The 24,659-nt window shown below is 68.4% G+C and carries 24 protein-coding genes; 19 read left to right on the forward strand and 5 right to left on the reverse strand.

Annotation, left to right across the window (positions count from 1 at the left end):
- The first annotated feature begins 196 nt into the window (after window positions 1-196).
- From hisS to J2X52_RS13035, 4 genes are read left to right on the forward strand one after another with little or no spacing between them, the layout of a single operon-like run.
- The gene (hisS, locus tag J2X52_RS13020; protein WP_310154060.1) at window positions 197-1,567 is read left to right on the forward strand and encodes a histidine--tRNA ligase; all 1,371 of its coding nucleotides are present in this window, start codon (window positions 197-199) and stop codon (window positions 1,565-1,567) included.
- The gene (locus J2X52_RS13025; RefSeq protein WP_310154063.1) at window positions 1,564-1,881 is read left to right on the forward strand and encodes a hypothetical protein; all 318 of its coding nucleotides are present in this window, start codon (window positions 1,564-1,566) and stop codon (window positions 1,879-1,881) included. The genes hisS and J2X52_RS13025 overlap by 4 nt, the downstream gene beginning before the upstream one ends.
- Complete coding sequence (locus J2X52_RS13030; protein ID WP_310154065.1) at window positions 1,878-3,794, forward strand: aromatic amino acid lyase; 1,917 nt, start codon at window positions 1,878-1,880, stop codon at window positions 3,792-3,794. Before J2X52_RS13025 ends, J2X52_RS13030 begins: the two co-directional genes overlap by 4 nt.
- Window positions 3,791-4,153: a hypothetical protein gene (locus J2X52_RS13035; RefSeq protein ID WP_310154068.1), complete on the forward strand. Its 363-nt coding sequence runs from the start codon at window positions 3,791-3,793 to the stop codon at window positions 4,151-4,153. The genes J2X52_RS13030 and J2X52_RS13035 overlap by 4 nt, the downstream gene beginning before the upstream one ends.
- Before the next feature lie 154 nt (window positions 4,154-4,307).
- Here J2X52_RS13035 and J2X52_RS13040 read toward each other — a convergent pair whose 3' ends face one another.
- Window positions 4,308-4,631 carry a tetratricopeptide repeat protein gene (locus tag J2X52_RS13040; protein WP_310154070.1) on the reverse strand — a complete coding sequence of 108 codons (324 nt, stop codon included), beginning with the start codon at window positions 4,629-4,631 and terminating at the stop codon, window positions 4,308-4,310.
- A gap of 3 nt (window positions 4,632-4,634) precedes the next feature.
- Window positions 4,635-5,867 carry a hypothetical protein gene (locus J2X52_RS13045; protein ID WP_310154071.1) on the reverse strand — a complete coding sequence of 411 codons (1,233 nt, stop codon included), beginning with the start codon at window positions 5,865-5,867 and terminating at the stop codon, window positions 4,635-4,637.
- Between the two features lie 131 nt (window positions 5,868-5,998).
- Here J2X52_RS13045 and J2X52_RS13050 point away from each other — a divergent pair, with 131 nt between their 5' ends.
- The 14 genes from J2X52_RS13050 to J2X52_RS13115 all read left to right on the forward strand — a co-directional run bounded on the left by J2X52_RS13050 (window position 5,999) and on the right by J2X52_RS13115 (window position 18,776).
- Window positions 5,999-6,322 carry a YerC/YecD family TrpR-related protein gene (locus tag J2X52_RS13050; RefSeq protein ID WP_310154074.1) on the forward strand — a complete coding sequence of 108 codons (324 nt, stop codon included), beginning with the start codon at window positions 5,999-6,001 and terminating at the stop codon, window positions 6,320-6,322.
- 10 nt (window positions 6,323-6,332) lie between these two features.
- Window positions 6,333-7,247: an ATP phosphoribosyltransferase gene (hisG, locus tag J2X52_RS13055; RefSeq protein WP_310154078.1), complete on the forward strand. Its 915-nt coding sequence runs from the start codon at window positions 6,333-6,335 to the stop codon at window positions 7,245-7,247.
- Between the two features lie 17 nt (window positions 7,248-7,264).
- Window positions 7,265-8,584, forward strand: coding sequence for a histidinol dehydrogenase (gene hisD, locus J2X52_RS13060; protein ID WP_310154318.1), 1,320 nt, complete (start codon window positions 7,265-7,267; stop codon window positions 8,582-8,584).
- Window positions 8,581-9,663 (forward strand): histidinol-phosphate transaminase, encoded by a 1,083-nt coding sequence (hisC, locus tag J2X52_RS13065; protein ID WP_310154081.1) that lies wholly within the window; start codon window positions 8,581-8,583, stop codon window positions 9,661-9,663. Before hisD ends, hisC begins: the two co-directional genes overlap by 4 nt.
- On the forward strand, window positions 9,660-10,745 hold the full coding sequence (gene hisB / locus J2X52_RS13070) for a bifunctional histidinol-phosphatase/imidazoleglycerol-phosphate dehydratase HisB (protein ID WP_310154084.1): 1,086 nt from the start codon (window positions 9,660-9,662) through the stop codon (window positions 10,743-10,745). The genes hisC and hisB overlap by 4 nt, the downstream gene beginning before the upstream one ends.
- 103 nt (window positions 10,746-10,848) lie before the next feature.
- Window positions 10,849-11,448 (forward strand): imidazole glycerol phosphate synthase subunit HisH, encoded by a 600-nt coding sequence (gene hisH, locus J2X52_RS13075; protein WP_310154087.1) that lies wholly within the window; start codon window positions 10,849-10,851, stop codon window positions 11,446-11,448.
- 3 nt (window positions 11,449-11,451) lie between these two features.
- Entirely contained in the window at window positions 11,452-12,186 is a 735-nt protein-coding gene (hisA, locus tag J2X52_RS13080) for a 1-(5-phosphoribosyl)-5-[(5-phosphoribosylamino)methylideneamino]imidazole-4-carboxamide isomerase (RefSeq protein ID WP_310154090.1), read from the forward strand.
- Complete coding sequence (gene hisF, locus J2X52_RS13085) at window positions 12,180-12,953, forward strand: imidazole glycerol phosphate synthase subunit HisF (protein ID WP_310154093.1); 774 nt, start codon at window positions 12,180-12,182, stop codon at window positions 12,951-12,953. The genes hisA and hisF overlap by 7 nt, the downstream gene beginning before the upstream one ends.
- On the forward strand, window positions 12,950-13,570 hold the full coding sequence (hisIE, locus tag J2X52_RS13090; RefSeq protein WP_310154094.1) for a bifunctional phosphoribosyl-AMP cyclohydrolase/phosphoribosyl-ATP diphosphatase HisIE: 621 nt from the start codon (window positions 12,950-12,952) through the stop codon (window positions 13,568-13,570). Before hisF ends, hisIE begins: the two co-directional genes overlap by 4 nt.
- 74 nt (window positions 13,571-13,644) lie before the next feature.
- Window positions 13,645-15,201, forward strand: coding sequence for a M20/M25/M40 family metallo-hydrolase (locus J2X52_RS13095; protein ID WP_310154097.1), 1,557 nt, complete (start codon window positions 13,645-13,647; stop codon window positions 15,199-15,201).
- Window positions 15,198-15,761, forward strand: coding sequence for a GNAT family N-acetyltransferase (locus J2X52_RS13100; protein WP_310154100.1), 564 nt, complete (start codon window positions 15,198-15,200; stop codon window positions 15,759-15,761). Before J2X52_RS13095 ends, J2X52_RS13100 begins: the two co-directional genes overlap by 4 nt.
- A gap of 32 nt (window positions 15,762-15,793) precedes the next feature.
- Window positions 15,794-16,573: an SAM-dependent methyltransferase gene (locus J2X52_RS13105; RefSeq protein WP_310154103.1), complete on the forward strand. Its 780-nt coding sequence runs from the start codon at window positions 15,794-15,796 to the stop codon at window positions 16,571-16,573.
- A 39-nt stretch (window positions 16,574-16,612) separates the two neighbouring features.
- On the forward strand, window positions 16,613-16,894 hold the full coding sequence (locus tag J2X52_RS13110; RefSeq protein WP_310154105.1) for a hypothetical protein: 282 nt from the start codon (window positions 16,613-16,615) through the stop codon (window positions 16,892-16,894).
- The gene (locus tag J2X52_RS13115) at window positions 16,836-18,776 is read left to right on the forward strand and encodes a GGDEF domain-containing protein (RefSeq protein WP_310154108.1); all 1,941 of its coding nucleotides are present in this window, start codon (window positions 16,836-16,838) and stop codon (window positions 18,774-18,776) included. The genes J2X52_RS13110 and J2X52_RS13115 overlap by 59 nt, the downstream gene beginning before the upstream one ends.
- Window positions 18,777-18,793: 17 nt before the next feature.
- Here J2X52_RS13115 and J2X52_RS13120 read toward each other — a convergent pair whose 3' ends face one another.
- The 3 genes from J2X52_RS13120 to xseA all read right to left on the reverse strand — a co-directional run bounded on the left by J2X52_RS13120 (window position 18,794) and on the right by xseA (window position 23,493).
- Window positions 18,794-20,260 carry an aldehyde dehydrogenase family protein gene (locus tag J2X52_RS13120; RefSeq protein ID WP_310154111.1) on the reverse strand — a complete coding sequence of 489 codons (1,467 nt, stop codon included), beginning with the start codon at window positions 20,258-20,260 and terminating at the stop codon, window positions 18,794-18,796.
- 40 nt (window positions 20,261-20,300) lie between these two features.
- Entirely contained in the window at window positions 20,301-21,950 is a 1,650-nt protein-coding gene (locus J2X52_RS13125; protein WP_310154112.1) for an acetolactate synthase large subunit, read from the reverse strand.
- Between the two features lie 199 nt (window positions 21,951-22,149).
- Complete coding sequence (gene xseA / locus J2X52_RS13130) at window positions 22,150-23,493, reverse strand: exodeoxyribonuclease VII large subunit (RefSeq protein WP_310154115.1); 1,344 nt, start codon at window positions 23,491-23,493, stop codon at window positions 22,150-22,152.
- Window positions 23,494-24,092: 599 nt separating this feature from the next.
- Here xseA and J2X52_RS13135 point away from each other — a divergent pair.
- A complete protein-coding gene (locus J2X52_RS13135) occupies window positions 24,093-24,632 on the forward strand; it encodes a copper chaperone PCu(A)C (RefSeq protein WP_310154119.1) in 540 nt (179 codons plus the stop codon).
- The last annotated feature ends 27 nt before the right edge of the window (window positions 24,633-24,659 follow it).

Here is a 24,659-nt window from a genome sequence, read left to right on the forward strand (position 1 = left end):
CGCGTGTCCCTCTTTCGGGGGGGGTTTGGGGCCGGCTTCTGGGGGGGGGGGGGGGGGGGGGTGGGGGGGGGGGGGGGGGGGGGCCCCCCCCCCCCCCCCCCCCCCGCCCCCCCCCCCGCTCCTACAGGGGAATGCGCAGCACGGGGACGCATTAGAATGTCCGCCTCCATCCGCATCACGACAAGAGCCTGCCCGCATGATCAAGCCCCGGACCCCGCCCGGCGTCATGGAACTGTTGCCGCGCGACCAGATCGCGTTCCAGCGGATGCTGGACACGATCCGCCGCACGTTCGAGGGCTTCGGGTTCCTGCCGATCGAAACGCCGGTGTTCGAGCTGTCCGAGACGCTGCTGACGAAATCCGGCGGCGAGACCGAGCGGCAGGTGTATTTCGTGCAGTCCACGGGCGCACTCGAGAAGCAGTCCGACGGCCTGCCGGAACTCGCGCTGCGCTTCGACCTGACCGTGCCGCTGGCGCGCTACGTCGCCGAGCACGAGCACGACCTCGCGTTCCCGTTCCGCCGCTACCAGATGCAGCGCGTCTACCGTGGCGAGCGCGCGCAGCGCGGCCGCTTCCGCGAGTTCTACCAGTGCGACATCGACGTGATCGGCAAGGATTCGCTGTCGCCGCGTTATGACGCCGAAGTGCCCGCAGTGATCAGCGCGGTGTTCGCCGCGCTCGACATCGGCGAGTTCACGATCCAGCTCAACCACCGCAAGCTGCTGCGCGGCTATTTCGAAGGGCAGGGCATCGACGACAGCCGTCAGATGACCGTGCTGCGCGAGATCGACAAGCTCGACAAGCGTGGCGAGGACGCGGTGCGCGCCACGCTGACCGGCGAGGACTTCGGCCTGTCGGACGAAATCGCCGAGCGTCTGCTCGCGTTCTCGCGGGTGCGCTCGAGCGGTCATGACGATGCGCTGGCGAAGCTCGACGCGCTCGGCGCCGGCACGGATCTGTTCGAGGAAGGCCGCAATGAACTTCGCGACCTGCTCAACCAGCTGCGCGCACTCGGCGTGCCCGAATCGCGTTACGCATTGAACCTGTCGATCGCGCGCGGTCTCGATTACTACACCGGCATGGTCTACGAGACGATCCTCGACGCGCACCCGCAGATCGGTTCGATCTGTTCGGGCGGTCGCTACGACAACCTCGCCAGCCACTACACCAAGTCGAAGCTGCCGGGTGTCGGCATCTCGATCGGCCTGACGCGCCTGTTCTGGCAGTTGCGCGAAGCGGGTCTCATTGCCACGGCCGACAGTTCGGTGGACGTGCTGGTGACGCTGCTCGACGACGCCTCGCTGCCTGACGCGCTCGCGCTGTCGCAGCGTTTGCGCGCGTCTGGCCTCAACGTCGAAACCCAACTTGAGCCGCGCAAGCTCGCCAAGCAGATGCAGTACGCCGACCGCGCCGGCATCCGCTTCGTCGTGATCCGAGGCGAGGATGAGGTCGCCAAGGGCGTGGTCGCGGTCAAGGATCTGCGCCGCGGTGAGCAGTTCGAGGTCGTCGACGACGATCTGCCGCGCACGCTGCTGGTCGAGCGCGAGCAGTGGCAGGCGATGCGATGACGCTGCGGTCGCCGGGGCCGGCGGCCCTGTTGCCGCTGATCATCCTGTCGCTGGCGGCCTGCTCGCCGTTCGACACCCGGTTCAAACGGGTGACGCCCGGCGTCTACCACGTGGAAAGTGTCCAGTGCGCCTGGTCCGGCGACGCGTCCGCGGCGCTGGCCGACATCGCGGCCGAGGGCGAGCGTCGCTGTCGCGGTGGCCATCGCCTTGATGACACCGTCACTTCGCTTCTCGGCACCCGCGGCAGCGTATTCGGCGAATGTCCGGCCGCCCGCGTCACCACGACCGTGACCTGCTTGGAGTCCACCCGATGAAATCCATCCGCCTCGACGGCCGTTCGCTGACCCGCGCGCAACTGGTCATGGTCGCGCACGGCGCGCCGGTCGCGCTCGACGAAGACGCGCTGAAAGGCGTCGCCCGAGCCGCCGACTTCCTCGCCGAGCAGGTGCGCCGCGAGGAACCGATCTATGGCGTGTCGACGGGCTTTGGCAGCAATGCCGACCGCCTGCTGGGCGCACGTCCGCTGCGCGATGACCTGCCGGGCGCGACGCCATCAAACCGCTCGCTGCACGAGGAACTGCAGGTCAACCTGATCGTGACCCACGCGGTCTGCGTCGGCGAGCCGCTCTCCGCGGACGTGGTCCGCGCGATGCTGTGCATCCGCATCAACACGCTGCTCAAGGGCCATTCGGGCATCCGCGTGCAGACACTGCAGGCACTGGCCGCGCTGCTCAATTCCGGCATCGTGCCGGTGGTGCCGGCGCTGGGCTCGGTCGGGGCATCCGGTGATCTCGCGCCGCTGTCGCATCTGGCGATCGTGCTGCTCGGCGGCGGTGAAGCGTATTTCGATGGCGAGCGGATGCCCGGCGCCGAAGCGCTGAAGCGCGCGGGCCTCACGCCGGTCACGCTGTCGTACAAGGAAGGTCTCGCCCTCAACAACGGCACCGCGCAGATGCTCGCCACCGGCGTGCTGGCGCTGCAGAAGCTCGATGCGTTGCTCGACACCGCCGATCTCGCCGCGGCGATGACGATCGATGCCTTCGCCGGTCGCCTCGGCGCGTTCGATCCGGACGTCCACGCACTGCGCCCGCATCCGGGCCAGGTCGAGGTGGCCGCGCATCTGCGCGAACTGCTCGCCGGGTCCACGCTCGCCGACATCCCGTATCACTTGGTGCCGCGCTTCCGGCCGTGGTTGCCGACGAGCTGGGACACGCCCGAGGCGCAGGCCTTGCGCTTCGATATCGGCTGGGACTGGGTGCCGAGCGACCAGCGTCACGGTCGCGAGAAGTTCTACACGCGTTTCCGCCCGTTCCGCGGCGGCAAGAAGCACCAGCCGCAGGACAGCTATTCGCTGCGCTGCATTCCGCAGGTGCACGGCGCGGTACGCGACGCGATCGAGCAGGGCAAGCGCGTGTTCGAGATCGAGCTCAACGCGGTCACCGACAATCCGCTGGTGTTCCCGGACCGCGAGGCCGAGCATGTCGAGGAGAAGGTCATCTCCGCCGGCCACTTCCACGGCATGCCGCTCGCGCTGGCGATGAGTTACGTCAAGGCCGCAATTCCTGTGCTCGCGTCGATTTCCGAGCGCCGTCTCAACAAGCTGGTCGATCCGTCGACCAACGACGGCCTGCCGGGCTTTTTGATCGGCAACGAGGATGCGACCGAGTCGGGCTACATGATCGTGCAGTACACCGCTGCGGCGATCGTCAACGATCTCGCCACGCGCGCGCACCCGGCCAGCGTCTACTCGATCCCGACCAGCGCGAACGCCGAAGACCACGTGTCGATGGGCACCAACGAGGCGCGTCACGTGCTGTCGATGGCCGAAGATCTGGGCAAGGTACTGGCGCTCGAGATCTACACTGCTGCGCAGGCGCTCGATCTGCGCGTGGACATGATCAACGCGGCGCGCGATCTCGCCCGGCGTGGCGATGCGGAAGCATTGGCGGCGAAAGTGCAGGGCGGTCCGGCGTCCGATCGCCCGACCCGTGGCGCCTTCGTCGACGAGGTCGAAGCCCTGCGCGCCGAGCTCGCCGCCTGCGACCCTTTCCATCCCGGCGAAATCGTCGCCGCGGCGCACGCGATCGTGCGCGAGGCGATCCCGTTCCTCGATCGCGACCGCGCGCTCGATGGCGAAGTCGCGGCCGCGGTGAAGCTGGTATCCGAAGGCGCCTTGCTCGGCGTGCTGCCGCGCTGGCGCTTGCCCGCGCCGGACACCGGCGTTTGAACCTCGCGCTGCACTTCGGCTGGCTGGGCGTGCTGGAGGCGGCGCTGATCGCGCTCGGCGTCGGCGTGCTGTGTTACCTGCTGTTCCACTGGATCGGTGCGCGCAACCGATGGCCGCACGGCCCCGCGCTCGGCTGGAGCTGTCTGCTGGCACTGGGGGTCGCGACCGGCATCGACGCCTGGCATCTGTTCTACATGGGCGTGGTCAAACTCGAATCGCCGGTGTATGCGCGCATCGCGCTGCAGAAGATCCACGACCCAAACTTCCTCGCCGCGCGGGTGTTCATGTCATCGATGGGGGCCCTGTGCGGTGTTGCGCTGGCCTGGATGGCGATGCAGGCGCGCCGCCGCGCCGACTAGCGGACATCCGACGCTGTTGTAGGAGCGCGCTTGCGCGCGATGGCGCCTTCCCGGTCAGCCCCATCGCGCGCAAGCGCGCTCCTACAGAGCGTTCCGACGCGATCTCAGGGTGGGCAGTTCAAAGCGAACGCGTCTCAGGCGTCGCTGCCTCGACCTACGCGTCCGCCTGCCGCCCGCGCTCGATCCGGCGCAGGAACACCGTCATCTCCTTTGACGACTGCACGTCCCCGCGTCGCGCCGCCGCGTCGAGTCCCGCGCGCCACGCCGCTTCGGCCGCGTCCTCGCGCCCCGACGCCAGCAGTGCCTTGCCGAGCAGCTTCCACGCTGCCGAGTAATCGGGATCGTGCCGCGTCGCGGCTGCCAGATGCGTCGCCGCCGCGTCCAGGTCGCCCGCCTGCAGGCAGCTATTGCCCAGCCCGAAGCGCAGCAGCGCATCGTCGCGTCCCGCATCGAGCAGCGCCTGCAGACGTTCTCGCATGGGTCACCTGTGTCCGGAAGTCGTGTTCCGGATGTTCGCCGGAACAGGGATGTCCGCGTTGGAACGCAGCAGTCCAGCCCGCGCCAGCGCCGCGTGCAAGGCGTCGCGATCGCTGCCATCGCGTCGCCAGCCATCGACGTGCTCGACGAGCTGCCCATCGCGAAAGACCAGGAACTGCGGCGTGGTATCGAGCGCGACCGGCCATTGCGCCGCGTCGACGGCGATCTTGATGCCGGCGTTCGGATTGCGCAGGTTCCATTCGCGCAGTGCGGCCACATCCGCGATCGCATCGGGCGCGATCAGCCAGACCGCATGCTGCGCGAAGATCGGACCGAGTTCCGGATCGGACGGGATTGCGGTGGCGGCCGCGCGACTGAAGCCGCAACCGGGCGACGACACGACGACGATGCGGAGATCGAGATCCAGCGCATCCTGACGCAGTGAGGGCTCGGCCCCGTCATCGTCTTCGATCTGCCAGATGCGGACCGCACTTTGAGGAAGCGGCCGGGATGCATCGAACCTTGGCACCGCGGGCAGGCCCGCATCGGGCACGCTTGCGGTGAACGTCCGGGCGTCTTCGATACGACCGCTGACAATCAGCAGACGCTGCAGCGCACGGTGATCCTGCCGGCTCGCGAGTGTCCGTGCCTGAAGACGTGCATGCAGGGCGCGTACGGTGTGGATCCGCGCGTCGTCCCGGAATTCAGTCGCGCGTTCCAGTGCCGCGCGGTGCAGCAGACGTAGATCCTCGCTCACATCGCTGCCGGCCTGTGTCTGTTCTGCGGCCAGCCGGTCGATGGCTTCGCCGGACATTTCCATCGGTTCCAGCGTGCCGCGCCATTCACGATACGTGGCCAGCACCGGCGCGGATGGGGCTGCGAGCGCGCCTGAAGCCCGCACCGCCCGCAGGCGTCGCGCCTCCTCGACTTCGAGTCCGGGCAGTGGCATCGCTTCGTCGAGCAGCAGGCGTTGCACCTCGGCCAGTTCCGCGGTGGTCAGATCGAACGCGAGTTCGCCATAGGGAAAGCCGCGTACGCCCCTGGGGCCGAAATCGAGCGCTTCCAGAAACAGTGCGCGTGCGTGCGGCGGCGCGTGATCCAGCGCAGACGGATGATGGGCGAGCCAGTCCGTCAGCGCGCCAGCGGTGACGAATGGCGGCGCGGCCGGCTCCGGATCCGTGCCGAGTGCGGGCATCGCCAGGAATGCGAGGCAGAGGGCGACGAGGCTCCGGGACATCACGATCCTTCGCGGGTGGGATGAACGCATTCGACCACGTAGGCACTTCCGCGACCATCCCGCGATTGACTCGCCGGGAAATCGGAGTAATGTACTAGCACGCTATTACATTGATACAACCCGCCACGCCCGTGAAGCAACGCCCCGAACCCCTGCCGGACCATGAAGCCAGTGCCTCCCTGAAGGCTTTGGCGCGTGCGTTCGCGGGTCTGAAGACGGCCGGTGAGGTCGCGCGTTTTCTCGACGATCTGTGCACGCCGGCCGAGCTGGAAGCGCTGGTCGATCGCTGGCGCGTGGTGCCGCTGCTGCAGCAGGGCGTGCCGTATCGCGAGATCCATGATCGCACCGGCGTCAGCGTGACGACGGTCGGCCGCGTCGCCCGCACGCTCGATCGCGGCGCCGGCGGCTATGCGATCGCGGCGCGTCGCGTGGCGCGCACACCCGAATCCCACTGAGGTCATCCCCATGAGTCCTGTGAACGGCGGCGCCACGCGCGATCGCCTGCGCATCGCCATCCAGAAGTCCGGCCGCCTGAGCGAGCCGGCGCGCGCGCTGCTGGCGTCCTGCGGCCTGTCCTGGCGCGAGAGCCGCGACAAGCTGTTCTGCTACGGCGAAACGCTGCCGGTCGATCTGCTGCTGGTCCGCGACGACGACATCCCCGGGCTGCTCGCCGACGGCGTTTGCGATTACGGCATCGTCGGTCGCAACGTGCTCGACGAGGTCGGCGCGGATCGCGCACTGCGCGGCCGGCCGCAGGTGTCGAAGGCGGTACGCAGCCTCGGTTTCGGCGGTTGCCGGCTCGACATCGCGATTCCCGAATCCACCGAGTGGACCGGTCCAGCGCAGCTGCAGGGCAGCCGCATCGCGACCAGTTATCCGGGCCTGTTGCAGCAGTGGCTGGACGCACAGGGCGTGCAGGCGACGATCGTCAATCTGTCGGGCTCGGTCGAGATCGCGCCGCGTCTGGGCCAAGCCGACTTCATCTGCGATCTGGTTTCCAGTGGTGCCACCTTGACTGCGAACCAGCTCAAGCCCGCGGTCACGCTGATGCCCAGCGAGGCGGTACTGGCCGGCCCGGTCACGCCGTTCGCCGATGTGCGCGGTGAACTTGCGTCGCTGCTGCTGCGCCGCCTCGACGGTGTGCTGCGTCTGCGTGACAGCCGGCTGGTGATGTTCCAGGCGCGTCGCGATGGCGTGGACGCACTGCTCAAGCTGTTGCCCGACGCCGAGGCGCCGACGCTGCTGCAGGTCGACGGCAGCGACAAGGTCGCGCTGCAGGTGCTCTGCCACGGCGAGATGACCTGGCCGCGCCTTGAAGCGCTGAAGCAGGCCGGCGCGGCCGGTGTGATGGTGCTGCCGGTGGAGCGGATGCTGGCATGAACATGCAGATCGATTCGATGGCCATCGATGGCGCGGTGCCGGCGATCGTCGACTGGTGCGACGCCGATGCCGACACGCGCACCGAGCTCCTGCGCCGGCCCACGCAGGCCGTGGCTGCGCAGACGCGCAGCGCAGTCGCGGACGTGCTTGACGACGTACGCACACGCGGCGATGTTGCCTTGCGCGAACTGACCGAGCGTTTCGACCGCGTCGCGCTCGAGGATCTCGAAGTGGGCGCCGAGGAGTTCGCCGCTGCCGAGGCTGCGGTGCCGGCCGAACTGCGTCAGGCGATGGTCAATGCCGCGGCGCGCATCGAGCGTTTCCACGCGGCCGGCATGACGCCCGGCTACAACGTCGACACCGCCGAGGGCGTCAATTGCGCGCGCATCGTGCGGCCGATTCCACGTGTGGGCCTGTACGTGCCGGCAGGCACCGCACCGCTGCCGTCGACCGCGTTGATGCTCGGCGTGCCGGCGCGCCTGGCCGGGTGTCGCGAGGTCGTGCTGTGCACGCCGCCGCGCCCCGACGGCAGCGCCGATCCGGCCGTGCTGGTGGCCGCCAGGCTCACCGGCGTGCACCGCGTGTTCAAGCTCGGCGGCGCGCAGGCGATCGCCGCGATGGCCTTCGGCACCGAGCGCGTGCCGGCCTGCGACAAGCTGTTCGGCCCCGGCAACAGCTTCGTCACCGAGGCCAAGCAGCAGGTCGCGCAGGGCGGGACGGTTGCGATCGACATGCCGGCCGGCCCGTCGGAAGTGCTGGTGATCGCCGACGCCGGCGCCGATGCGGCGTTCGTCGCCGCCGATCTGCTGTCGCAGGCGGAACACGGGCCGGATTCGCAGGTGCTGCTGCTGTCCGACGACGATGCGCTGCTGGAAAAGGTGCGCCGCGAACTGACGGCGCAACTCGCGGCGCTGCCCCGCGCGGCGATCGCACGCCAGGCGATGGCGCGCTCGCGGCTGTTGCGGGTGGACACCCTCGCCACCGCGTTCGAGATCAGCAATCGCTACGCGCCCGAACACCTGATCCTCGCGCTGCGCGCGCCGCGCGCCTGGCTCGATCACGTCGAGGTCGCCGGTTCGGTGTTCCTCGGCGACTGGACGCCCGAAGCGCTCGGCGATTACTGCAGCGGTACCAACCATGTACTGCCCACCGGCGGCGCGGCGCGCGCGTGGAGCGGGGTGAGCGTGTCGAGCTTCCAGAATACGGTCAGCGTGCAGTCCGCATCAGCCGCCGGTATCCGCGCGATTGGTCCTGATGCGGTCACGATGGCGCGCGCCGAAGGTCTGGACGCGCATGCGAACGCGGTCGCGCTGCGGATTGCGAAGGCGGCGGCATGAGCAGCGTGCTCGATCTGGTCCGCGATGACCTGCGTGACTTCGCCGGCTACGCGTCGGCGCGGTCGCAGCGGCTCGAAGGCGATGTCTGGCTCAATGCCAATGAAGCGCCGCTGGCGAATCCCGGCGATATCGACGGACGCTGCCGCCGGTATCCATCGCCACAGCCGCCCGAACTACAGGCGCGATTGGCGGCGTTGTATGGCGTCGAGGTCGAGCAGTTGCTGATCGGCCGCGGCAGCGACGAAGCGATCGATCTGCTGGTGCGCGCGCTGTGCGTGCCCGGCCGCGACGCGGTGCTGGCGACGCCCCCCGTGTTCGGCATGTATGCGGTCAGTGCGCGGCTGCAGGGCGCGACGTTCATCGAAGTGCCGCTGGTCGACGGGATCGAGGGCTTCGGCGTGGATCTGGGGGCGGTCCGCAGCGCGGCGCTCTCTCGCGGCGTCAAACTCGTCTTCCTGTGCTCGCCTTCCAATCCGACCGGTGGATTGGTGCCGCTTGCCGAGGTCGACCACCTGGCCGATGCGCTGGCGGGCCGGGCGGTCGTCGTCGTCGACGAGGCCTACATCGAGTTCGCCGGGACGGACTCGGCCACCACGCTGCTCGCCGCGCACGACAATCTCGTGGTGCTGCGCACGCTGTCGAAGGCGCATGCGCTTGCGGCCGCTCGGATTGGCGTGGCGATCGGCCATCCCGATCTGATCGCGGTGCTGCGGCGCTGTCAGGCGCCGTATCCCGTGCCGACGCCCTGCGCCGATCTCGCGCTGGCGGGGCTGTCGGCGGACGCGCTCGCGCTTACGCAGGCGCGCGTTGTCGAAGCCATCGCCGAGCGTGATGCACTGGCCGTGGCATTGGCGACTACGCCCGGTGTGCGCCGGATCTATCCGTCGGCCGGCAACTATCTGCTGGTCCGCTTCGTCGATGCCGATCGTGCGTTCGCCGCGCTGCTCTCGGCCGGCATCGTCGTGCGCGACCAGCGCGCCGCGCCGCAACTCGGCGACGCGCTGCGCATCAGTCTCGGCACGCCTGCGCAGAACGCGCGCGTGCTGTCCGCCCTGCAAGCTTTGGAGATCGCGGCATGAGTGCGCGCGGCAAGAAGATCCTGTTCGTCGATCGCGACGGCACACTGATCGAGGAACCGGCCGATTTCCAGATCGACGCCTTCGAGAAGCTGCGCTTCGTGCCCGGGGTGATTCCGGCGATGCTGCGCCTGCGTGATGCCGGCTTCGAGTTCGTCATCGTCACCAACCAGGACGGCCTCGGCACCGACGGCTATCCGCAGGCGACATTCGACGGCCCGAACGATCTGATGCTCGGCATCTTCGAAAGCCAGGGCATCGTGTTCCGCGAGGTGCTGGTGGACCGCAGCTGGCCGGCCGACAACGCGCCGACGCGCAAGCCGGCGCTCGGCCTGGTCATGCACTACCTGCGCGACCGCGGCATCGATCTCGACGGCTCGGCGATGGTCGGCGACCGCGATACCGACATCCAGTTCGCCGACAACCTCGGCATCCGCGGTTTCAAGCTGCGCACTGCGCAGTTCGGCGGCGATTGGGACTGGGCCGGCATCGCGCACGAACTGTGCGATGCGCCGCGCCGCGCGACCGTGGTGCGCAACACCAAGGAAACCCGCATCCGCGTTGAACTCGATCTCGATGCCGCAGCGGATGCGCGCGTCTCGACCGGACTGCCGTTCTTCGACCACATGCTGGACCAGATCGGCAAGCACGCCGGCATCTCGCTGGTGGTGCAGGCGGAAGGCGATCTGCAGATCGACGAACACCACACCATCGAAGACACCGGCATCGCGCTGGGCCAGGCATTGCGCGAAGCACTGGGCGACAAGCGCGGCATCGCGCGCTACGGCTTCACCTTGCCGATGGACGAGACGCTGGCGAGCGCCGCACTCGATTTCGGCGGCCGGCCGTACCTCGTCTTCAACGGCAGCTTCGTGCGCGAACGCGTCGGCGACATGCCGACCGAACTGGTCGAGCATTTCTTCCGGTCGGTCTGCGACTCGGCGGCGTTGAACCTCAATCTGAAGGTCGAGGGCGAAAACGACCACCACAAGGTCGAAGCCTGCTTCAAGGCCTTCGCCCGCGCGCTCGGCCAGGCCGTGCGGCGCAGCGGCGATGCTCTGCCGAGCACGAAGGGGACCTTGTGATGTTGGCGGACACGATGAAACCTGAGCTGGTCATTCCCGCCTTCGCGGGAATGACGGTAGTGGGGGACAGTGCGAGGTCTGCGCAGTCACGCGGAGCGGTGCCATGCGCGTCGTAATCGTTGACGCCGGCGGCGCCAACACGGGCTCAGTGCGCTACGCCTTCGAGCGGCTCGACATCGACGCGGCGCTGGTCACCGATGCCGCCAGCATTCGTGCCGCCGATCGGGTGATCCTGCCCGGCGTCGGCACCGCGGCGCAGGTCATGGCGCGGCTGCACCAGCTCAACCTCGTCGATGTGCTGCGCACGCTGGAGCGTCCGCTGCTCGGGATCTGCGTCGGCATGCAGCTGTTGTTCGAATCCTCGGAAGAGGGCGAGGTGGTCGGTCTCGGCCTGCTGCCGGGCCGTGTGTCCCGTCTGCGTGGCGGCCCCGGCCTGCGCGTGCCGCACATGGGTTGGAGCACGCTGCGCGCAACGCGGCCCGATCCCCTGACCGAAGGCGTCGACGGCGCCCAGGCGTATTTCGTCCACAGCTTCGCCGCGCCGGTCACCGATGATTGCGTGCTGGCCGGCGATCACGGCGAGGCCTTCGCCGCCGCTGTGCGTCGCGGCCCCATCGCCGGCACCCAGTTCCATCCCGAGCGTTCCGCCGCTGTTGGTGCGCGCGTGCTGCGCAATTTTCTCTCCCCTGCGTTCGAGGCCTGAGTCATGGCATTCACCGTCTATCCCGCGATCGACATCCGCCACGGCCGCGTCGTGCGCCTGGCGCAGGGCGACTACGCGCAGGAAACCCGCTACGGCGACGATCCGCTGGTGCAGATCGAGGCCTACGCCGAGGCCGGCGCCGAGTGGCTGCACCTGGTCGATCTCGATGCCGCACGCGAGGGCGGCTACACGCTCGCGCCGCTGCTCGCACGTATCCGCGCCGATACCGGGCTGCGCGTGCAGACCGGCGGCGGCGTGCGCACCGAAGACGATGTGCGCCGCATCCTCGATGCGGGCGCGGAACGCGTCGTGGTGGGCTCGCTGGCGGTGCGCGAGCCGGCGCAGGTGCTGCAGTGGATCGAGACCTTCGGCGCCGAGCACGTCACCGTCGCGCTCGACACCCGCCAGGGCCGCGATGGCGTCTGGCATCTGCCGGTGCATGGCTGGACCGAAACCGCCGACGCGACGCTCGACGTACTCGCGGTGCGCTATGCCCAGGGCGGTCTCAAGCATCTGTTGAGTACCGACATCGCCCGCGACGGCATGCTGTCCGGCCCGAATCTGGATCTCTACGCGCATCTCAAGGCGCTGGTGCCGACGCTCGATGTGCAGGCCTCGGGCGGCGTGCGCGAACTCGCCGACGTGCACGCCGCCAAAGCCCAGGGCTGTGGCGGCATCGTGCTCGGGCGTGCGCTGCTCGAAGGCCGCCTGGGTGTGGCCGAGGCGCTGGCATGTTGAGCCGCCGCATCATTCCCTGCCTCGACGTGCGCGAGGGCCGCGTGGTCAAGGGCGTGCGCTTCCGCGACCACGTCGACATGGGCGACATCGTCGATCTCGCGCTGCGCTACCGCGACGAAGGCGCCGATGAACTGGTGTTCTATGACATCTCGGCCAGTCCGCAGGGCCGCTCGGTCGACCGCGGTTGGGTGGAGCGCGTGTCGCGCTTGATCGACATCCCGTTCTGCGTTGCAGGCGGCATTCGCGACGTGGAGACCGCGCGCGCAGTGCTGCATGCCGGTGCCGATAAGATCTCGGTCAACACGCCTGCGCTGGAGCGACCGGCCCTGGTGTCCGAACTCGCCGAGGCCTTCGGCGTGCAGTGCGTCGTCGTCGGTATCGATTCGATCCGCGAGACGGATGGCGAGTGGCGCGTGCGCAGCTATACCGGCGATCCCGACCGCACCCGCGAACTGCCGATCCGCACGCTGGACTGGATCGCCGAGGCGGTGCAGCTGGGCGCTGGCGAGATCGTCCTCAACTGCATGGACAAGGACGGCGTACGCACCGGCTACGATCTCGAACAGCTGCAGGCCGCGCGCGCGGTGTGCCCGGTACCGCTGATTGCCTCGGGTGGCGCCGGCGAGATCACGCATTTCGTCGACGTGTTCCTGGACGCCGACGTCGACGGCGCCTTGGCGGCCAGCGTGTTCCACAGTGGCCGCATCGCCATTCCCGAACTCAAGCGCGCACTCGCCGCGCAGCACATCGAGGTCCGCCGCGCATGACATCGACCGCAACGCCGACCGCGCCCCACGTCGACGCACTCGATTGGACCAAGGGCGACGGCCTGCTGCCCGCCGTCGTGCAGGACGCCGCCACGCTGCGCGTGCTGATGCTCGGCTACATGGATCGCGCGGCCTATGCCGAAACCCTGCGCCGCGGTCATGTCACGTTCTTCAGCCGCAGCAAAAACCGCCTGTGGACCAAGGGTGAGCAGTCTGGTCACACGCTGCAGCTGGTCTCGATGGAGGCCGACTGCGATGCCGACACGATTCTGGTGCTGGCGCATCCGCGCGGGCCCACGTGCCACCTGCAGCGTCCGAGCTGTTTCCCGACCGCGCCGGCCGGCGTGCTCGCCGAGCTCGACGCCCTGATCGCAAGCCGCGAGCACGAACGCCCCGAAGGCAGCTACACGACGCGCCTGTTCGAAGGCGGCATCCGCCGCATCGCGCAGAAGGTCGGCGAGGAGGGGGTGGAAACCGCGCTCGCCGGCGTGGTGCAGGGCGATGCGGAACTGCTGGGCGAAAGTGCGGACCTGCTCTACCACTTGATTGTCCTGCTGCGTGCGCGGGGTCTGTCGCTGGCGGATGTGGAGGCGGTGCTCCGCGCCCGCGGCGGGTGACGCCATCGCGGCGTGGTTTCCCCCGCGCCAGCGGTGCAGGCATGATCCGGTGAACTGACCCGGGAGTGCCAAGGATGCGCCTGTCGACTGCTGTTCTGCTGTTGTGCCCTCTGCTGTGGATGACCGGAGCAGCGCGGGCCGAGCGGCCCGTCTACCCGTTCACCACCGAGGCCCGGTTCGATTCGGCCACGGTGCCGGCCTACGCGGGCCGCCACGATGCGGTCTATGCCTATATCGACGCCCAACAGGACGCGCATGTCGCGCAGCTGCAGCGCTGGGTGCGCCAGCGATCCATCAGCGCCGCGGACGACGGCATCGATGCGATGGTGACGCTGCTTGCGGACGACCTGCGTGCGCTCGGCTTCGGCGAAGTGCAGCTGGTCGAAACGCCGGGACATCCGGGCGTGCTCGGGTATTACGATGCCGGCGCGCCGACCACGCTGGTGGTCTACATGATGTACGACGTGCAGCCGGTCGAACCGAACTGGCGGATCGACGATCCGTTCGCCGGCGATCTGGTCGAGCACGAACTCGGGACCGTGCTGATGGCACGCGGCGCGATGAACCAGAAAGGGCCGCAACGCGCGTTCCTCAATGCGGTGGCGTCGATGCTTGCGGTCGAGGGCACGCTGCCGGTCAATCTCTATGTCGTCGCAGAAGGCGAAGAGGAACTCGGTTCGCCGAATTTCGGCGCAGTGCTCGCGCCCTGGCGCGACCGCCTGCGCCAGGCCGACGGCGCGTTCTTCCCGATGCTGATCCAGGGGGCGACGGGCGAGGCCCAGCTCAACCTGGGCGTGAAGGGGATCGTGTACTTCGAGCTGGAAGCGCGCGGCGGCGCGCACGGTGGGCCGAGCCGGTCGGAGATCCACGGCTCGTTCAAGTCGCTGGTCGATGCGCCCGCGCTGCGTCTGGTGCAGGCCATCGCCTCGCTGACTTCGATCGACGGCAACACGGTGCGGATTCCCGGTTACTACGACGCCGTGCGGCCACCGACCGAAGCCGAACAGACCCTCGTCAACGCATTGGCCGTGGATGTCGACGACGCTGCGCTGCAGCGCTCGCTGGGTGTGTCGCGCTGGGTCGACGGGCTGACCGGGCGCGAGGCCATCGTGCGCAATCTGTGGGAGCCGACGCTCAACATCGACGGCATCTGGAGCGGCTACACCGGCGAGGGCATGAAAACCATCCTGCCGCATGTCGCGACCGCCAAGCTGGACTCGCGCCTGCCGCCCGGCCTGGAGCCCGACGCCGCCTACGCGATGATCCGCGCGCACCTGGACGCAGGCGGCTTCGAGGACATCGTGCTGCGCCCGCTGTCGGGCTACCCGGCCGCGTCGACCGCCGCCGACACCCCGCTGGTGCAGGCCGCGATCGGTGTCTTCAACAAGTACGGCGCGAAAGCGCGCGTCGCACCGTGGCTGGCGGGCAGCGCACCGTTCTACCAGTTCACGCGCACGCTCGACCTGCCGTTCGTGTTCGGCGGCCTGGGCCACGGCTGGGGCGCACATGGGCCGGACGAATACATGCTGCTCCGCCCGGCGGATGGGGTGGGTGCGGCGGGCCTCGCCGAGGTCGAGAAATCCTATGTCGACCTGCTGCACGCGCTCGCCGAGGGTGCCCGCCCACGATGAGCGACGTGACCGGCCGCGTCGACGTCTCGGCGGTCTGGCCCGATGTGTTCAGCACGGAGCGCCTGTGTGCGACACCGGTGAGCGAAGTCGACGGCGCGCTGTTCGCTGCGCTCTATGGCGATGCGGAGACGATGGCCCACATCGGCGCGCCGCTCGACGTGGACGCGGCGGCGCGCGGGCTGTCCGGCGCGCTCCGGCAGATGCGCAGCGATCCGCCGAAGGCGCGTTACTGGCGGCTGGACGAGGATGGGCATGCAGCGGGGTTGCTGTCGCTGGTCGTCGATCCCGACCGGCACACGGCCGAAACCGGCGTGTTGCTGGGTGATGGCGCGCGCGGGCGCGGAATCGCGCGAGAAGCGCTGGCGGCGCTGCTGCCGCGGGTGGTGTGCGCCGGCGGTCTGGATGCGGTGTGGACGCGCCATCGCCCCGGCCATGCCGCGGCCGACGGCTTGATGCGAGCCCTCGGATTCGCGCCGCTCGGGACCGCGGACGGCTGGGCGCGCTGGCAGATGGACCGGCGACGCCTGCAGGCTCTTGCCGAGACACCGGTCACAGTCTAGATTGCCGCCTTCGCAAGGGGGGCGGATCACGCATGGAAAGCCAGGGCCGGTTGGCCTGTGTCGGCGTGGGCATGATGCTCGGCGCGCATCTGGGGCCCCGCGCCCGGCGCTACATCGAGGCCGCCGACGTGGTCTTCGTCGCGGTCTCCGACCCGCTGGTGGAGCAGTGGGTGATGCGCATGAATGCGGACTGCCGCAGCCTGCAGCCGTTCTACCGCGAAGGCCGCTCTCGGCACCGCACCTATGCCGACATGGTCGAGGCGATGCTCGCCGAGGTGCGCGCCGGCCGCGAGGTCTGCGGCGCGTTCTACGGCCACCCGGGCGTCTTCGCCTGCGTGCCGCACCGGGCGATCGCGACGGCGCGGGCCGAAGGCTTCCAAGCCGTCATGGAGCCGGGCATTTCGGCCGAAGACTGTCTGTACGCGGATCTGGGCGTCGACCCGGGCGAGGTCGGCTGCCAGCACTACGAGGCGAGCCAGTTCATGTTCTACCGCCGGATCATCGATCCGTCCGCCTGGCTGGTGCTGTGGCAGGTGGGCGTAGCCGGAATCCGCGACACGGGCCGCTTTGCGAGTACTGCCGCCGAGCGGACGCTGCTGGTCGACCGCTTGTCGGAGGACTACCCCCCCGACCATGTCGTGACGCTCTATGAAGCTGCTACGCTCGCGGTTGAGCGGCCCCGGGTGGAGCGGGTGCCGCTCAGGGGGCTCGTGGACGCCGAACTGCATCAACACACCACGCTCGTGGTGCCGCCGGGGCGGGCGATGGTGCGGGATGAAGGGATGTGGGGCCTGCTTCAATCATTGGAATGAGCGCGGCCCCCCGGCTGCGGACGACAGGGGAACAATCTGATGGACTTGATCAAGTATCTCGAAGGCGCGGCTGTCGAGGTAGATGTGGTCTGGCGTTCTGGAAATGCGCGGGAACTGCCAGGCGCTGGCTTCAACCGAGCGGAACTGACGTTCGCCGGCAACGCAGCGCTCGCGCAGTTGCTCGACGCGCGTCCGACGATGATCTGCATGATCGTCGCGCCTGACGGCGGGGACACGGAAGAGGCAGAGGAGTCGCCGGATCATGACGCGCCCGCCGAGGAAGACGCGGACGAAGCGTCTGGGCCACACGTCGAAGGCTGACGATTCGGATTGCGCCGGGCAGGGAAACATGTCCCTACGACTGACATTGCTGGCCGCTCTCGCACTGGCCCTGTGCGCAGGACCGGTCTGGGCGGACACGTCCTTCGAATCCGCCTTCGAGCATGCGCGCGCATTGCGGACCACGGATCCGAAAGCGCTGGGGCCTCTGCTGGATCAGCTTGAGGCGTCAGCGGACACGCTGTCCGAGACACAGCGTCATCGCCTGACTATTCTTCGTGCCCACCAGATGGCGGTCACCGGCAATACCCGAAAGGCGATCACGTCGCTGCGTCGCTTGACGACGATGGACACGCCGGAAGCGCTTCGCTACGAGGCTGGGGCGCTACTGGCCAACACCTACGCCATCACCCGCGAATTCGAGGAGGCGTTACGTATTCTCGAGCAGGTGTTGCCACTGCAGCAGGCCGTCGCGGACCGGGAGATCCGCTACAACGGGCTGCAGGTCGCAGGCGTCGTCTACAACCAGGTAGGCGAGTTTCGTATCGGCATGGACTATGCGCAGCAGGTGCTGGCGAGTGAGCCCGACGCACGTAGCCTCTGCATCGCTTCGAACCTGGTGCTGGAGTCCAAGATTGGTCTCGATTTGCCGATCACGCAGGCGGAAGCCGACGGCGCGGTTGGACATTGTGATCGCGCCGGCGAACCCATTCTCGCGGGATTCTCGAGGGGCTATGCCGCCGCGTGGCTGCATCGTATTGGGCGCACCGCTGACGCGGTCGCCTTGCTGGACGGCTATGTAGGCAAGGTGGAGGCAGCGGGTTACCCACTCCTGATCGGACAGTTCCATTCGGCGCTGGCCGAATACCGGATGGCGCTGGGACAGCACGCGGCGGCCGCCCGTCACGCCCGGGCCACTGTGGAGGCAATCTCGTCTCTCAAGAGTGCGCTCGCACTTGCTGTCGCCTACAGGACGCTCTACGAGCTTGCTTTACGCGACGAAGACCCGGCTGTCGCACTCGGCGCCCATCGGCTTTACGCCGAAGCCGAACGCGCGCATTTCAACGACGTGAAATCGCGCGAGATGGCCTATCAGGTGGTCCGCCACCAGTCACTGCAGCAGGCGCAGCAGATCGAGTTGTTGCACCAGAAGAACGCATTGCTGGAACTGCAGAAGCGGGTGACCGAACAGCGCGCGCAAAGCTGGCTGTGGCTGGCGCTGGTGCTCGTCGTGGGCATGACGTCGGTCGGTTACTGGGCCTACAAGACCAAGCGGCTGCAGATGCGCCTCAGGCGCATGACCGAGATCGATTCCCTGACCGGTATCTGCAACCGCCAGCATTTCTCCGAGCGTTCGGCCTCGGCGCTCGCAGGCTGCGAGCGGGATGCCGAGCACGCAGTGCTGCTGATGTTCGATCTCGACCACTTCAAGCAGGTCAACGACCGTTTCGGCCACGCTGCCGGCGACTGGGCACTGCGGCAGGTCGCCGATGCGGTGCGTCCGCTGTGTCGGCGGGTCGATGCATTCGGGCGCCTGGGGGGCGAGGAGTTCGCATTGTTCCTGCCCGGACTCGACGCGGCGGCGGGAATCCGTCTGGCCGGTGACGTGCAGGCCCGCTTCGGCGCGATCGATACGGGCGCAGCGGGATATGGCTTCCGCATCGCGGCCAGCTTCGGCGTTGCGGCGGTTGACAGTGCGGACTATAGCCTCGCCACGCTGATGCGCCAGGCCGATCAGGCCATGTACGCCGCAAAGCGGGGCGGGCGGGGGCAGGTTCGCGTGTTCGAGACTGCGATGGAGTCCGATACGTTCGAAACGTCACCGGCCCCGATCGATCTGCTGCGCAGGGTGCAGCGGGATGATGTGACCAACCCGGCTGCGACCCAGCCCAGCGACGCTGGCGCCCAGCGCGCAATCGCCTGAGCGGGCAGGGACCCGACTCAAGCCGGGTCTCGGATCACCAGCAGGCGTTCTTCGGTCATGTCGCGGATCGCGTACTTCACGCCTTCCCGGCCGCAGCCGGAATCCTTGATGCCGCCGTAGGGCATGTTGTCGACGCGGAAGCTGGGCACGTCGCCCACGACCACGCCGCCGGCTTCGATCCGGTCCCAGGCGCGCATCGCGTGGGCGAGGTTGCCGGTGAACACGCCGGCCTGCAGGCCGAAGTCGCTGTCGTTCACCCGTGCGATCGCCTCGTCGAAGCTGTCGACCGGTTCCAGCAGTGCGACCGGGCCGAAGACTTCCTTGCGCTCCAGGTCCGCGTCGCGCGGCACCTTTTCCAGCAGCGTCGCGGGGATGATGTTGCCTTCGCGCTTGCCGCCGGCGAGCACCTTGGCGCCGCCCTTGCGCGCGGCCTCGATCCAGAGCTCGATGCGGTCGGCCGCGTCGCTGTCGATGACCGGGCCGACGAACGTGCTCTCGTCGCGCGGGTCGCCACTGCGCAGCGCGCCGATCGCCTTCTTGAGCTTGCGACGCAACGCCTCGTGCACACTGCGGTGCGCGTAGATGCGCTGCACGCCGATGCAGCTCTGGCCGGACTGGTAGTACGCGCCGAACACCAGACGCTCGACGACCTTGTCCAGCGGCAGGCCCGGATCCTCGTCGACGATGCAGGCCGCGTTGCCGCCGAGTTCCAGCACGACCTTCTTCTTGCCGGCGCGCGCCTTGAGGTCCCAGCCGATCAGGCCGCCGGTGAAGCTCAGCAGCGCGATGCGTTCGTCTTCCGTCAGCGCCGCGGCATCTTCGTTGCTGCACGGAATCACCGAGAACGCGCCCTTGGGCAGGTCGGTCTCGGCGAGGATCTCGCCGATGATCAGCGCGCCGACCGGCGTCTTCGCCGCGGGCTTGAGCACGAACGGGCAACCGGCCGCGATGGCCGGCGCGACCTTGTGCGCCACCAGGTTGAGCGGAAAGTTGAACGGGGTGATGAAGCTGCAGACGCCGATCGGCACGCGCTTGACCATGCCGCGGTAACCACGCGTGCGCTCGGAGATCTGCAGTTCGATCACTTCGCCTTCGCTGCGCGTGGCTTCACCTGCGGCGATGCGGAAGGTGTCGATCAGGCGGGTGACTTCGCCGCGCGCATCCTTGATCGGCTTGCCGGCCTCGATGCACAGCGCGAGCGCGAGTTCCTCGAAGCGCTCCTCGAAGCGGCGCACGCAGTGGTCGAGCACATCGCGGCGCTTGTCGGGTGGAAAATCGGCCATCGGCCCGCGCGCCTTGTGCGCGGCGACGATCGCCTTGCGGATCGCGGCGGCATCGCCCATCGCCACGCGCGTGGCGACCTTGCCGCTGTATTTGTCGCGCACCTCGAGATCGGTGTTCGCCGAGACCGCGGCGTTGGCGAGGTAATAGGGATAGCTGCGTGCGAGCCCGGTGGTCTTGCGGGCGGTCGTCTTCTTGGCCATGGGGTGCTCCGGAATCGGACGGAAAGGGGTGCGCGGCGGATCAGTTGATCGCTGCGCTGCGTTCGGGAATCTCGGTGTTGAGCAGGGCGTCGTCGTCGCGGTAGTCGATCTCGAGATCGATCAGATCGACGCCGGGTGTGTCCAGCGCGGTGCGCAGCACGTCGGCGAACGCGGCGGCGCTGTCAGGGCGATGACCCCGTGCGCCGTAACTCTGCGCGTAGCGCACGAAATCCGGGTTGCCGTAGTCCATGCCGTAGACCGGGTAGTCCTCGTGCTGCTGCTTCCACTTGATCATCCCGTAGGCATCGTCGCGCAGCACGATGACCACGAGGTCGAGCTTCAGCCGCACGGCGGTTTCGAGCTCCTGCGAATTCATCATGAAGCCGCCGTCGCCGCAGACCGCAACGACCCTGCGCTCGCCGTGCACCAGCTTGGCGGCGATCGCTGAGGGCAGGCCCGCGCCCATCGTCGCCAGGGCGTTGTCGAGCAGCAGGGTGTTGGGCTCCCGGCAGCGGTCGTTGCGCGCGAACCACAGCTTGTAGAGGCCGTTGTCGAGACAGATGATGTCGCGCGGATCGAGCGCATCGCGCAATGTCTTGACCAGATGCGGGCCATGTACGGGAAAGCGGTCATCAGCCGCAAGCTCGGCGATGTTCTCGCACAGCGCGGTGCGCACGCGGTCGAAGAACGCGAAGTCCCAGTGCGGCTGCGGTGCATCCAGCGCTTCGGCCAGTTGCCAGACCGAATTGGCGATGTCGCCGACGACCTCGATCTGCGGGAAATACACCTGGTCGACCACAGCGCTTTCGTAGTTCACGTGGATCACCGTGCGCCGGCCGCGATGCATGAAGAACGGCGGCTTCTCGATGACATCGTGGCCGATGTTGATGATGCAGTCGGCCGCGTCGATCGCGCGATGTACGAAATCCTTGTCCGACAGCGCGGCGGTGCCGAGCCACAGTGGATGGGTCTCGTCGAGCACGCCCTTGCCCATCTGCGTGCTGAAGAACGGAATGCCGAGCCGGTCGACGAAGGCGCGCAGCATCCGCGCCGTGGTCTTGCGGTTGGCACCCGCGCCGAGCATCAGCAACGGATGCTTCGCATTGCGTATCGCCTCGGCCGCATGCGCGATCGCCTTGTCTTCGGCCAGCGGGCGGCGCGTGTACGGCGCGGGCAGCAGACGCGTATCGGTTTCGTCACCTGCGATGTCCTGCGGCAGTTCGAGATGCGTGGCACCGGGGCGTTCTTCTTCCGCGCGCTGGAATGCATCGCGCACGCGCGCGGGGATGCTGTCGGCGGACACCAGCTGGTGAGTCGACTTGGTCAGCGGCCGCATCATGTCGACCACGTCGACGATCTGGAAATGGCCCTGCTTGCTGGTGCGGATCGGCTTCTGTCCGGTGATCATCAGCATCGGCATCGCACCGAGCTGCGCGTAGGCAGCCGGTGTGACGAGATTGGTCGCGCCGGGACCGAGCGTCGACAGGCACACGCCGGCGTTGCCGGTCAGACGCCCGTAGGTGGCGGCCATGAAGCCGGCCGCCTGTTCGTGACGGGTGAGCACCAGCGCGATGTCGGACGCGCGCAGGGAGTCGAGCAGGTCGAGGTTTTCCTCGCCCGGAATGCCGAAGACGTGGGTCACGCCCTCGGCTTCGAGCGCCTGGACGAACAGGTCGGACGCCTTGGTCATCGTGCGGGAACTCCGTCGTGACGTGGGCGACCAGCATGCCAGCGCCGGCGTGAGCGGCAAGCGAGATGCTGCGGAACGCTGCGTTTGTTCTGTCCGGACGGACCGGTGATGAAGACGCGCTTGCGAGCGGTGGGTGTGGCCGGAAAGCCTGGCTCGCGCGCGAGCGCGCTCCTACAGGGTGCCGATGGACGTGCGCGGCTCAGGCGTCCGGCGGCTCCACACGCACCCGCAGCTTTCCATCCGCAAGCCGCGCCTGCAGCGGCTCACCGGGCGTCGTATCTAAGACGCTGCGCACAACGCCGCCGTCCTCGCGCTGCAGGATGCTGTAGCCGCGGGCGATCGTGGCCAGCGGGCTGACCGCTTCCAGGGAACGTGCCAGTCCGCGCAGGCGTAGCTGGTCACGTTCTAGATGACGGGCAAGGGCCGCACGCGGACGTGGGCCGAGCGCGGCCAGGCGCTCGCGCAGTTGCTGCAGCCGGCGCTGCGGCGTGGCTGCGCGCAGCACGGCCTCGGCATGACGCAAGCGCGCGCCGCGGTGCTGCAGTTGCTGGCGCATCGCCATCGACAAGCGCCGCAGGGCTTCATCCTGTCGCAGGCGCAGCGCATCCAGACGTGCCTGCGGGCGTTGGGCCTGCAAGCGCAATGCGGCGCGATCGAGACGCTGAAAGCGCTGCTGCATCGCGCGCAGATGCGCGTCGTCGACATGGCGTTGCAGACGCCGCACACGTGTCGCGAGCTCGATGCGGTCCGGCACCAGCAGCTCCGCCGCCACAGATGGCGTGGGCGCACGCAGGTCGGCGGCGAAGTCGGTCAGACTGAAGTCGGTCTCGTGGCCGATCGCCGACACCACAGGCACCGGCGATGCGGCCACGGCGCGCGCGAGTGCCTCGTCGTTGAACGCCCACAGGTCTTCCAGCGAGCCACCACCGCGAGCGAGCAGGATCACGTCGTAACGGCCGCTGGCACCGGCGCGTTCCAGCATCGCGCGGATCTTCGGCGGCGCATCTGTGCCCTGGACCGGCACCGGCAGCACGTCGACCTCGACCAGCGGCAGGCGTCGCGCGAGCACACTCAACACATCGCGCACCGCCGCGCCCGACGGCGACGTGATGACGCCGATCCGCCGCGGAAACGCGGGCAGGGCGCGTTTCCGCTCGGCATCGAACAGGCCTTCGGCCTGCAGCCGGGCTTTCAGCACATCGAACGCGCGACGCAGCGCGCCTTCGCCAGCTTCTTCCAGCGAATCGAGGATCAGCTGGTAGTCGCCGCGCGCCTCGTACAGCGTGACGCGCCCGCGCGCTCGGACCAGCAGGCCTTCGCGCGGCACGAAGCGCAGCCCCTGGCTACGCGAGCGGAACAGAGCACACCGCACCTGCGCGCGCGCATCCTTGAGGGTGAAATACAGATGCCCCGACGCCGGTCGCGACAGGTTGCCGAGTTCGCCTTCGACGACGACGTTCGGAAACGTGTCCTCCAGCAGACCGCGCGCCAGCGTGTTGAGCTGGGTGGGGGTGAGAATGTCGGATGCGGTGGTGTCTTGCATGGAGACAGGATACCGCTTGGGTGTAAATGCAAGCGTGCGTTCGCACGGTCCAGATCTGGACAAGCGCCTCGTGCGTGGCGCGCTCTGCAACGTCATCCCGGCGCCTTGCAGCACTTCAGCCACAGGTCGCAATGCGGTCGATATGGGGGCACACCTTTGTTCGACGCTCGCGTCCGGCGCAGGAAGTCACTGGATCCCGGCCCGAACCGACGTGCGTCTGTTGAGAGCCGCCGGGATGACGGCGGATGCGATCGATTGAGCGATGAGGGCGGCTTGCAACTTCCGCTGCGATACCCGATCGCATCGTCCTCGTCACTTGCACGGTGCCCTGAAGCCGGAGATGCGCCATTAGCGGCAGGAGACCTGAGCCCTCCCCCGCACTGCGGGGGAGGGCTTCAACCGGGCCCCCGCGTCATGCAGGGAGCGCTTCCCCATGCAGGCCACCCACTGCGACACCCGGTCGCATTGGCATCGCCACCTGCACACGGCCAGCATGGCGATCGCTTGCGTCGCGCGGCGGCCGGATATCGCGCGCTGCGATAATGTCCGCCACCGGGCGCGATGCTGGCGCCCACATGCCTGACTCAAGGAGCACTGCGATGCCCGCACGCCGTCCGTTTTCCCGTGCCATCGGCCCCATCGCCGCCGGTCTGATCCTGGCGCTTGCCGGTTGTCAGCCCGCGACGCCGGACGCGTCGTCATCGGCCGCGCAGACGTCGGCCGCGAATGCTGCGGACGCCACCGCCGGCATCGCCGTCAGCGACGCCTGGATCCGCGAGACGCCGCCCAACGCGGCCGTCGCCGGTGGTTACCTCACGCTGCGCAGCGGGGCGGCCGATCGTCTGCTTTCGGTCGAGACGCCGGCAGCGAGGAGCGTCGAGATCCACGAGATGTCCCATGAGGGCGGCATGATGCGGATGCGCGAACTCCCCGATGGCGTGGAGCTGCCGGCCGGCAGCGAAGTCACCTTGAAGCCCGGCGGCAACCATCTGATGTTCATCGACCCGGTTGAGTCGGTGCGCGCAGGCCAGTCGATCGAGGCCACGCTGCGCTTCGCCAATGCGCCGGAACAGACGGTGACGTTCGAGGTCCGTCCGCTGGCAGGCGATGCGTCCGCCGCCGATCACAGCGGGCACTGATCGCGCTCATCCAACCTGCGCGGGGTT

This window comes from Luteimonas sp. 3794 (assembly GCF_031456825.1).
GTDB lineage: Bacteria > Pseudomonadota > Gammaproteobacteria > Xanthomonadales > Xanthomonadaceae > Luteimonas.

What these genes read in the sequence shown, in the direction of transcription:
- hisF (WP_310154093.1), top strand. Translation starts at nt 12,180, where the DNA reads ATGTTGAGCCGCCGCATCATTCCCTGCCTCGACGTGCGCGAGGGCCGC.
- J2X52_RS13045 (WP_310154071.1), bottom strand. Translation starts at nt 5,867, where the DNA reads ATGTCCCGGAGCCTCGTCGCCCTCTGCCTCGCATTCCTGGCGATGCCC.
- hisA (WP_310154090.1), top strand. Translation starts at nt 11,452, where the DNA reads ATGGCATTCACCGTCTATCCCGCGATCGACATCCGCCACGGCCGCGTC.
- J2X52_RS13040 (WP_310154070.1), bottom strand. Translation starts at nt 4,631, where the DNA reads ATGCGAGAACGTCTGCAGGCGCTGCTCGATGCGGGACGCGACGATGCG.
- J2X52_RS13030 (WP_310154065.1), top strand. Translation starts at nt 1,878, where the DNA reads ATGAAATCCATCCGCCTCGACGGCCGTTCGCTGACCCGCGCGCAACTG.
- J2X52_RS13120 (WP_310154111.1), bottom strand. Translation starts at nt 20,260, where the DNA reads ATGGCCAAGAAGACGACCGCCCGCAAGACCACCGGGCTCGCACGCAGC.
- hisD (WP_310154318.1), top strand. Translation starts at nt 7,265, where the DNA reads ATGGCCATCGATGGCGCGGTGCCGGCGATCGTCGACTGGTGCGACGCC.
- xseA (WP_310154115.1), bottom strand. Translation starts at nt 23,493, where the DNA reads ATGCAAGACACCACCGCATCCGACATTCTCACCCCCACCCAGCTCAAC.
- J2X52_RS13125 (WP_310154112.1), bottom strand. Translation starts at nt 21,950, where the DNA reads ATGACCAAGGCGTCCGACCTGTTCGTCCAGGCGCTCGAAGCCGAGGGC.
- J2X52_RS13025 (WP_310154063.1), top strand. Translation starts at nt 1,564, where the DNA reads ATGACGCTGCGGTCGCCGGGGCCGGCGGCCCTGTTGCCGCTGATCATC.
- hisG (WP_310154078.1), top strand. Translation starts at nt 6,333, where the DNA reads ATGAGTCCTGTGAACGGCGGCGCCACGCGCGATCGCCTGCGCATCGCC.
- J2X52_RS13115 (WP_310154108.1), top strand. Translation starts at nt 16,836, where the DNA reads ATGACGCGCCCGCCGAGGAAGACGCGGACGAAGCGTCTGGGCCACACG.
- J2X52_RS13095 (WP_310154097.1), top strand. Translation starts at nt 13,645, where the DNA reads ATGCGCCTGTCGACTGCTGTTCTGCTGTTGTGCCCTCTGCTGTGGATG.
- hisH (WP_310154087.1), top strand. Translation starts at nt 10,849, where the DNA reads ATGCGCGTCGTAATCGTTGACGCCGGCGGCGCCAACACGGGCTCAGTG.
- hisB (WP_310154084.1), top strand. Translation starts at nt 9,660, where the DNA reads ATGAGTGCGCGCGGCAAGAAGATCCTGTTCGTCGATCGCGACGGCACA.
- J2X52_RS13110 (WP_310154105.1), top strand. Translation starts at nt 16,613, where the DNA reads ATGGACTTGATCAAGTATCTCGAAGGCGCGGCTGTCGAGGTAGATGTG.
- J2X52_RS13100 (WP_310154100.1), top strand. Translation starts at nt 15,198, where the DNA reads ATGAGCGACGTGACCGGCCGCGTCGACGTCTCGGCGGTCTGGCCCGAT.
- J2X52_RS13135 (WP_310154119.1), top strand. Translation starts at nt 24,093, where the DNA reads ATGCCCGCACGCCGTCCGTTTTCCCGTGCCATCGGCCCCATCGCCGCC.
- hisIE (WP_310154094.1), top strand. Translation starts at nt 12,950, where the DNA reads ATGACATCGACCGCAACGCCGACCGCGCCCCACGTCGACGCACTCGAT.
- hisS (WP_310154060.1), top strand. Translation starts at nt 197, where the DNA reads ATGATCAAGCCCCGGACCCCGCCCGGCGTCATGGAACTGTTGCCGCGC.
- hisC (WP_310154081.1), top strand. Translation starts at nt 8,581, where the DNA reads ATGAGCAGCGTGCTCGATCTGGTCCGCGATGACCTGCGTGACTTCGCC.
- J2X52_RS13105 (WP_310154103.1), top strand. Translation starts at nt 15,794, where the DNA reads ATGGAAAGCCAGGGCCGGTTGGCCTGTGTCGGCGTGGGCATGATGCTC.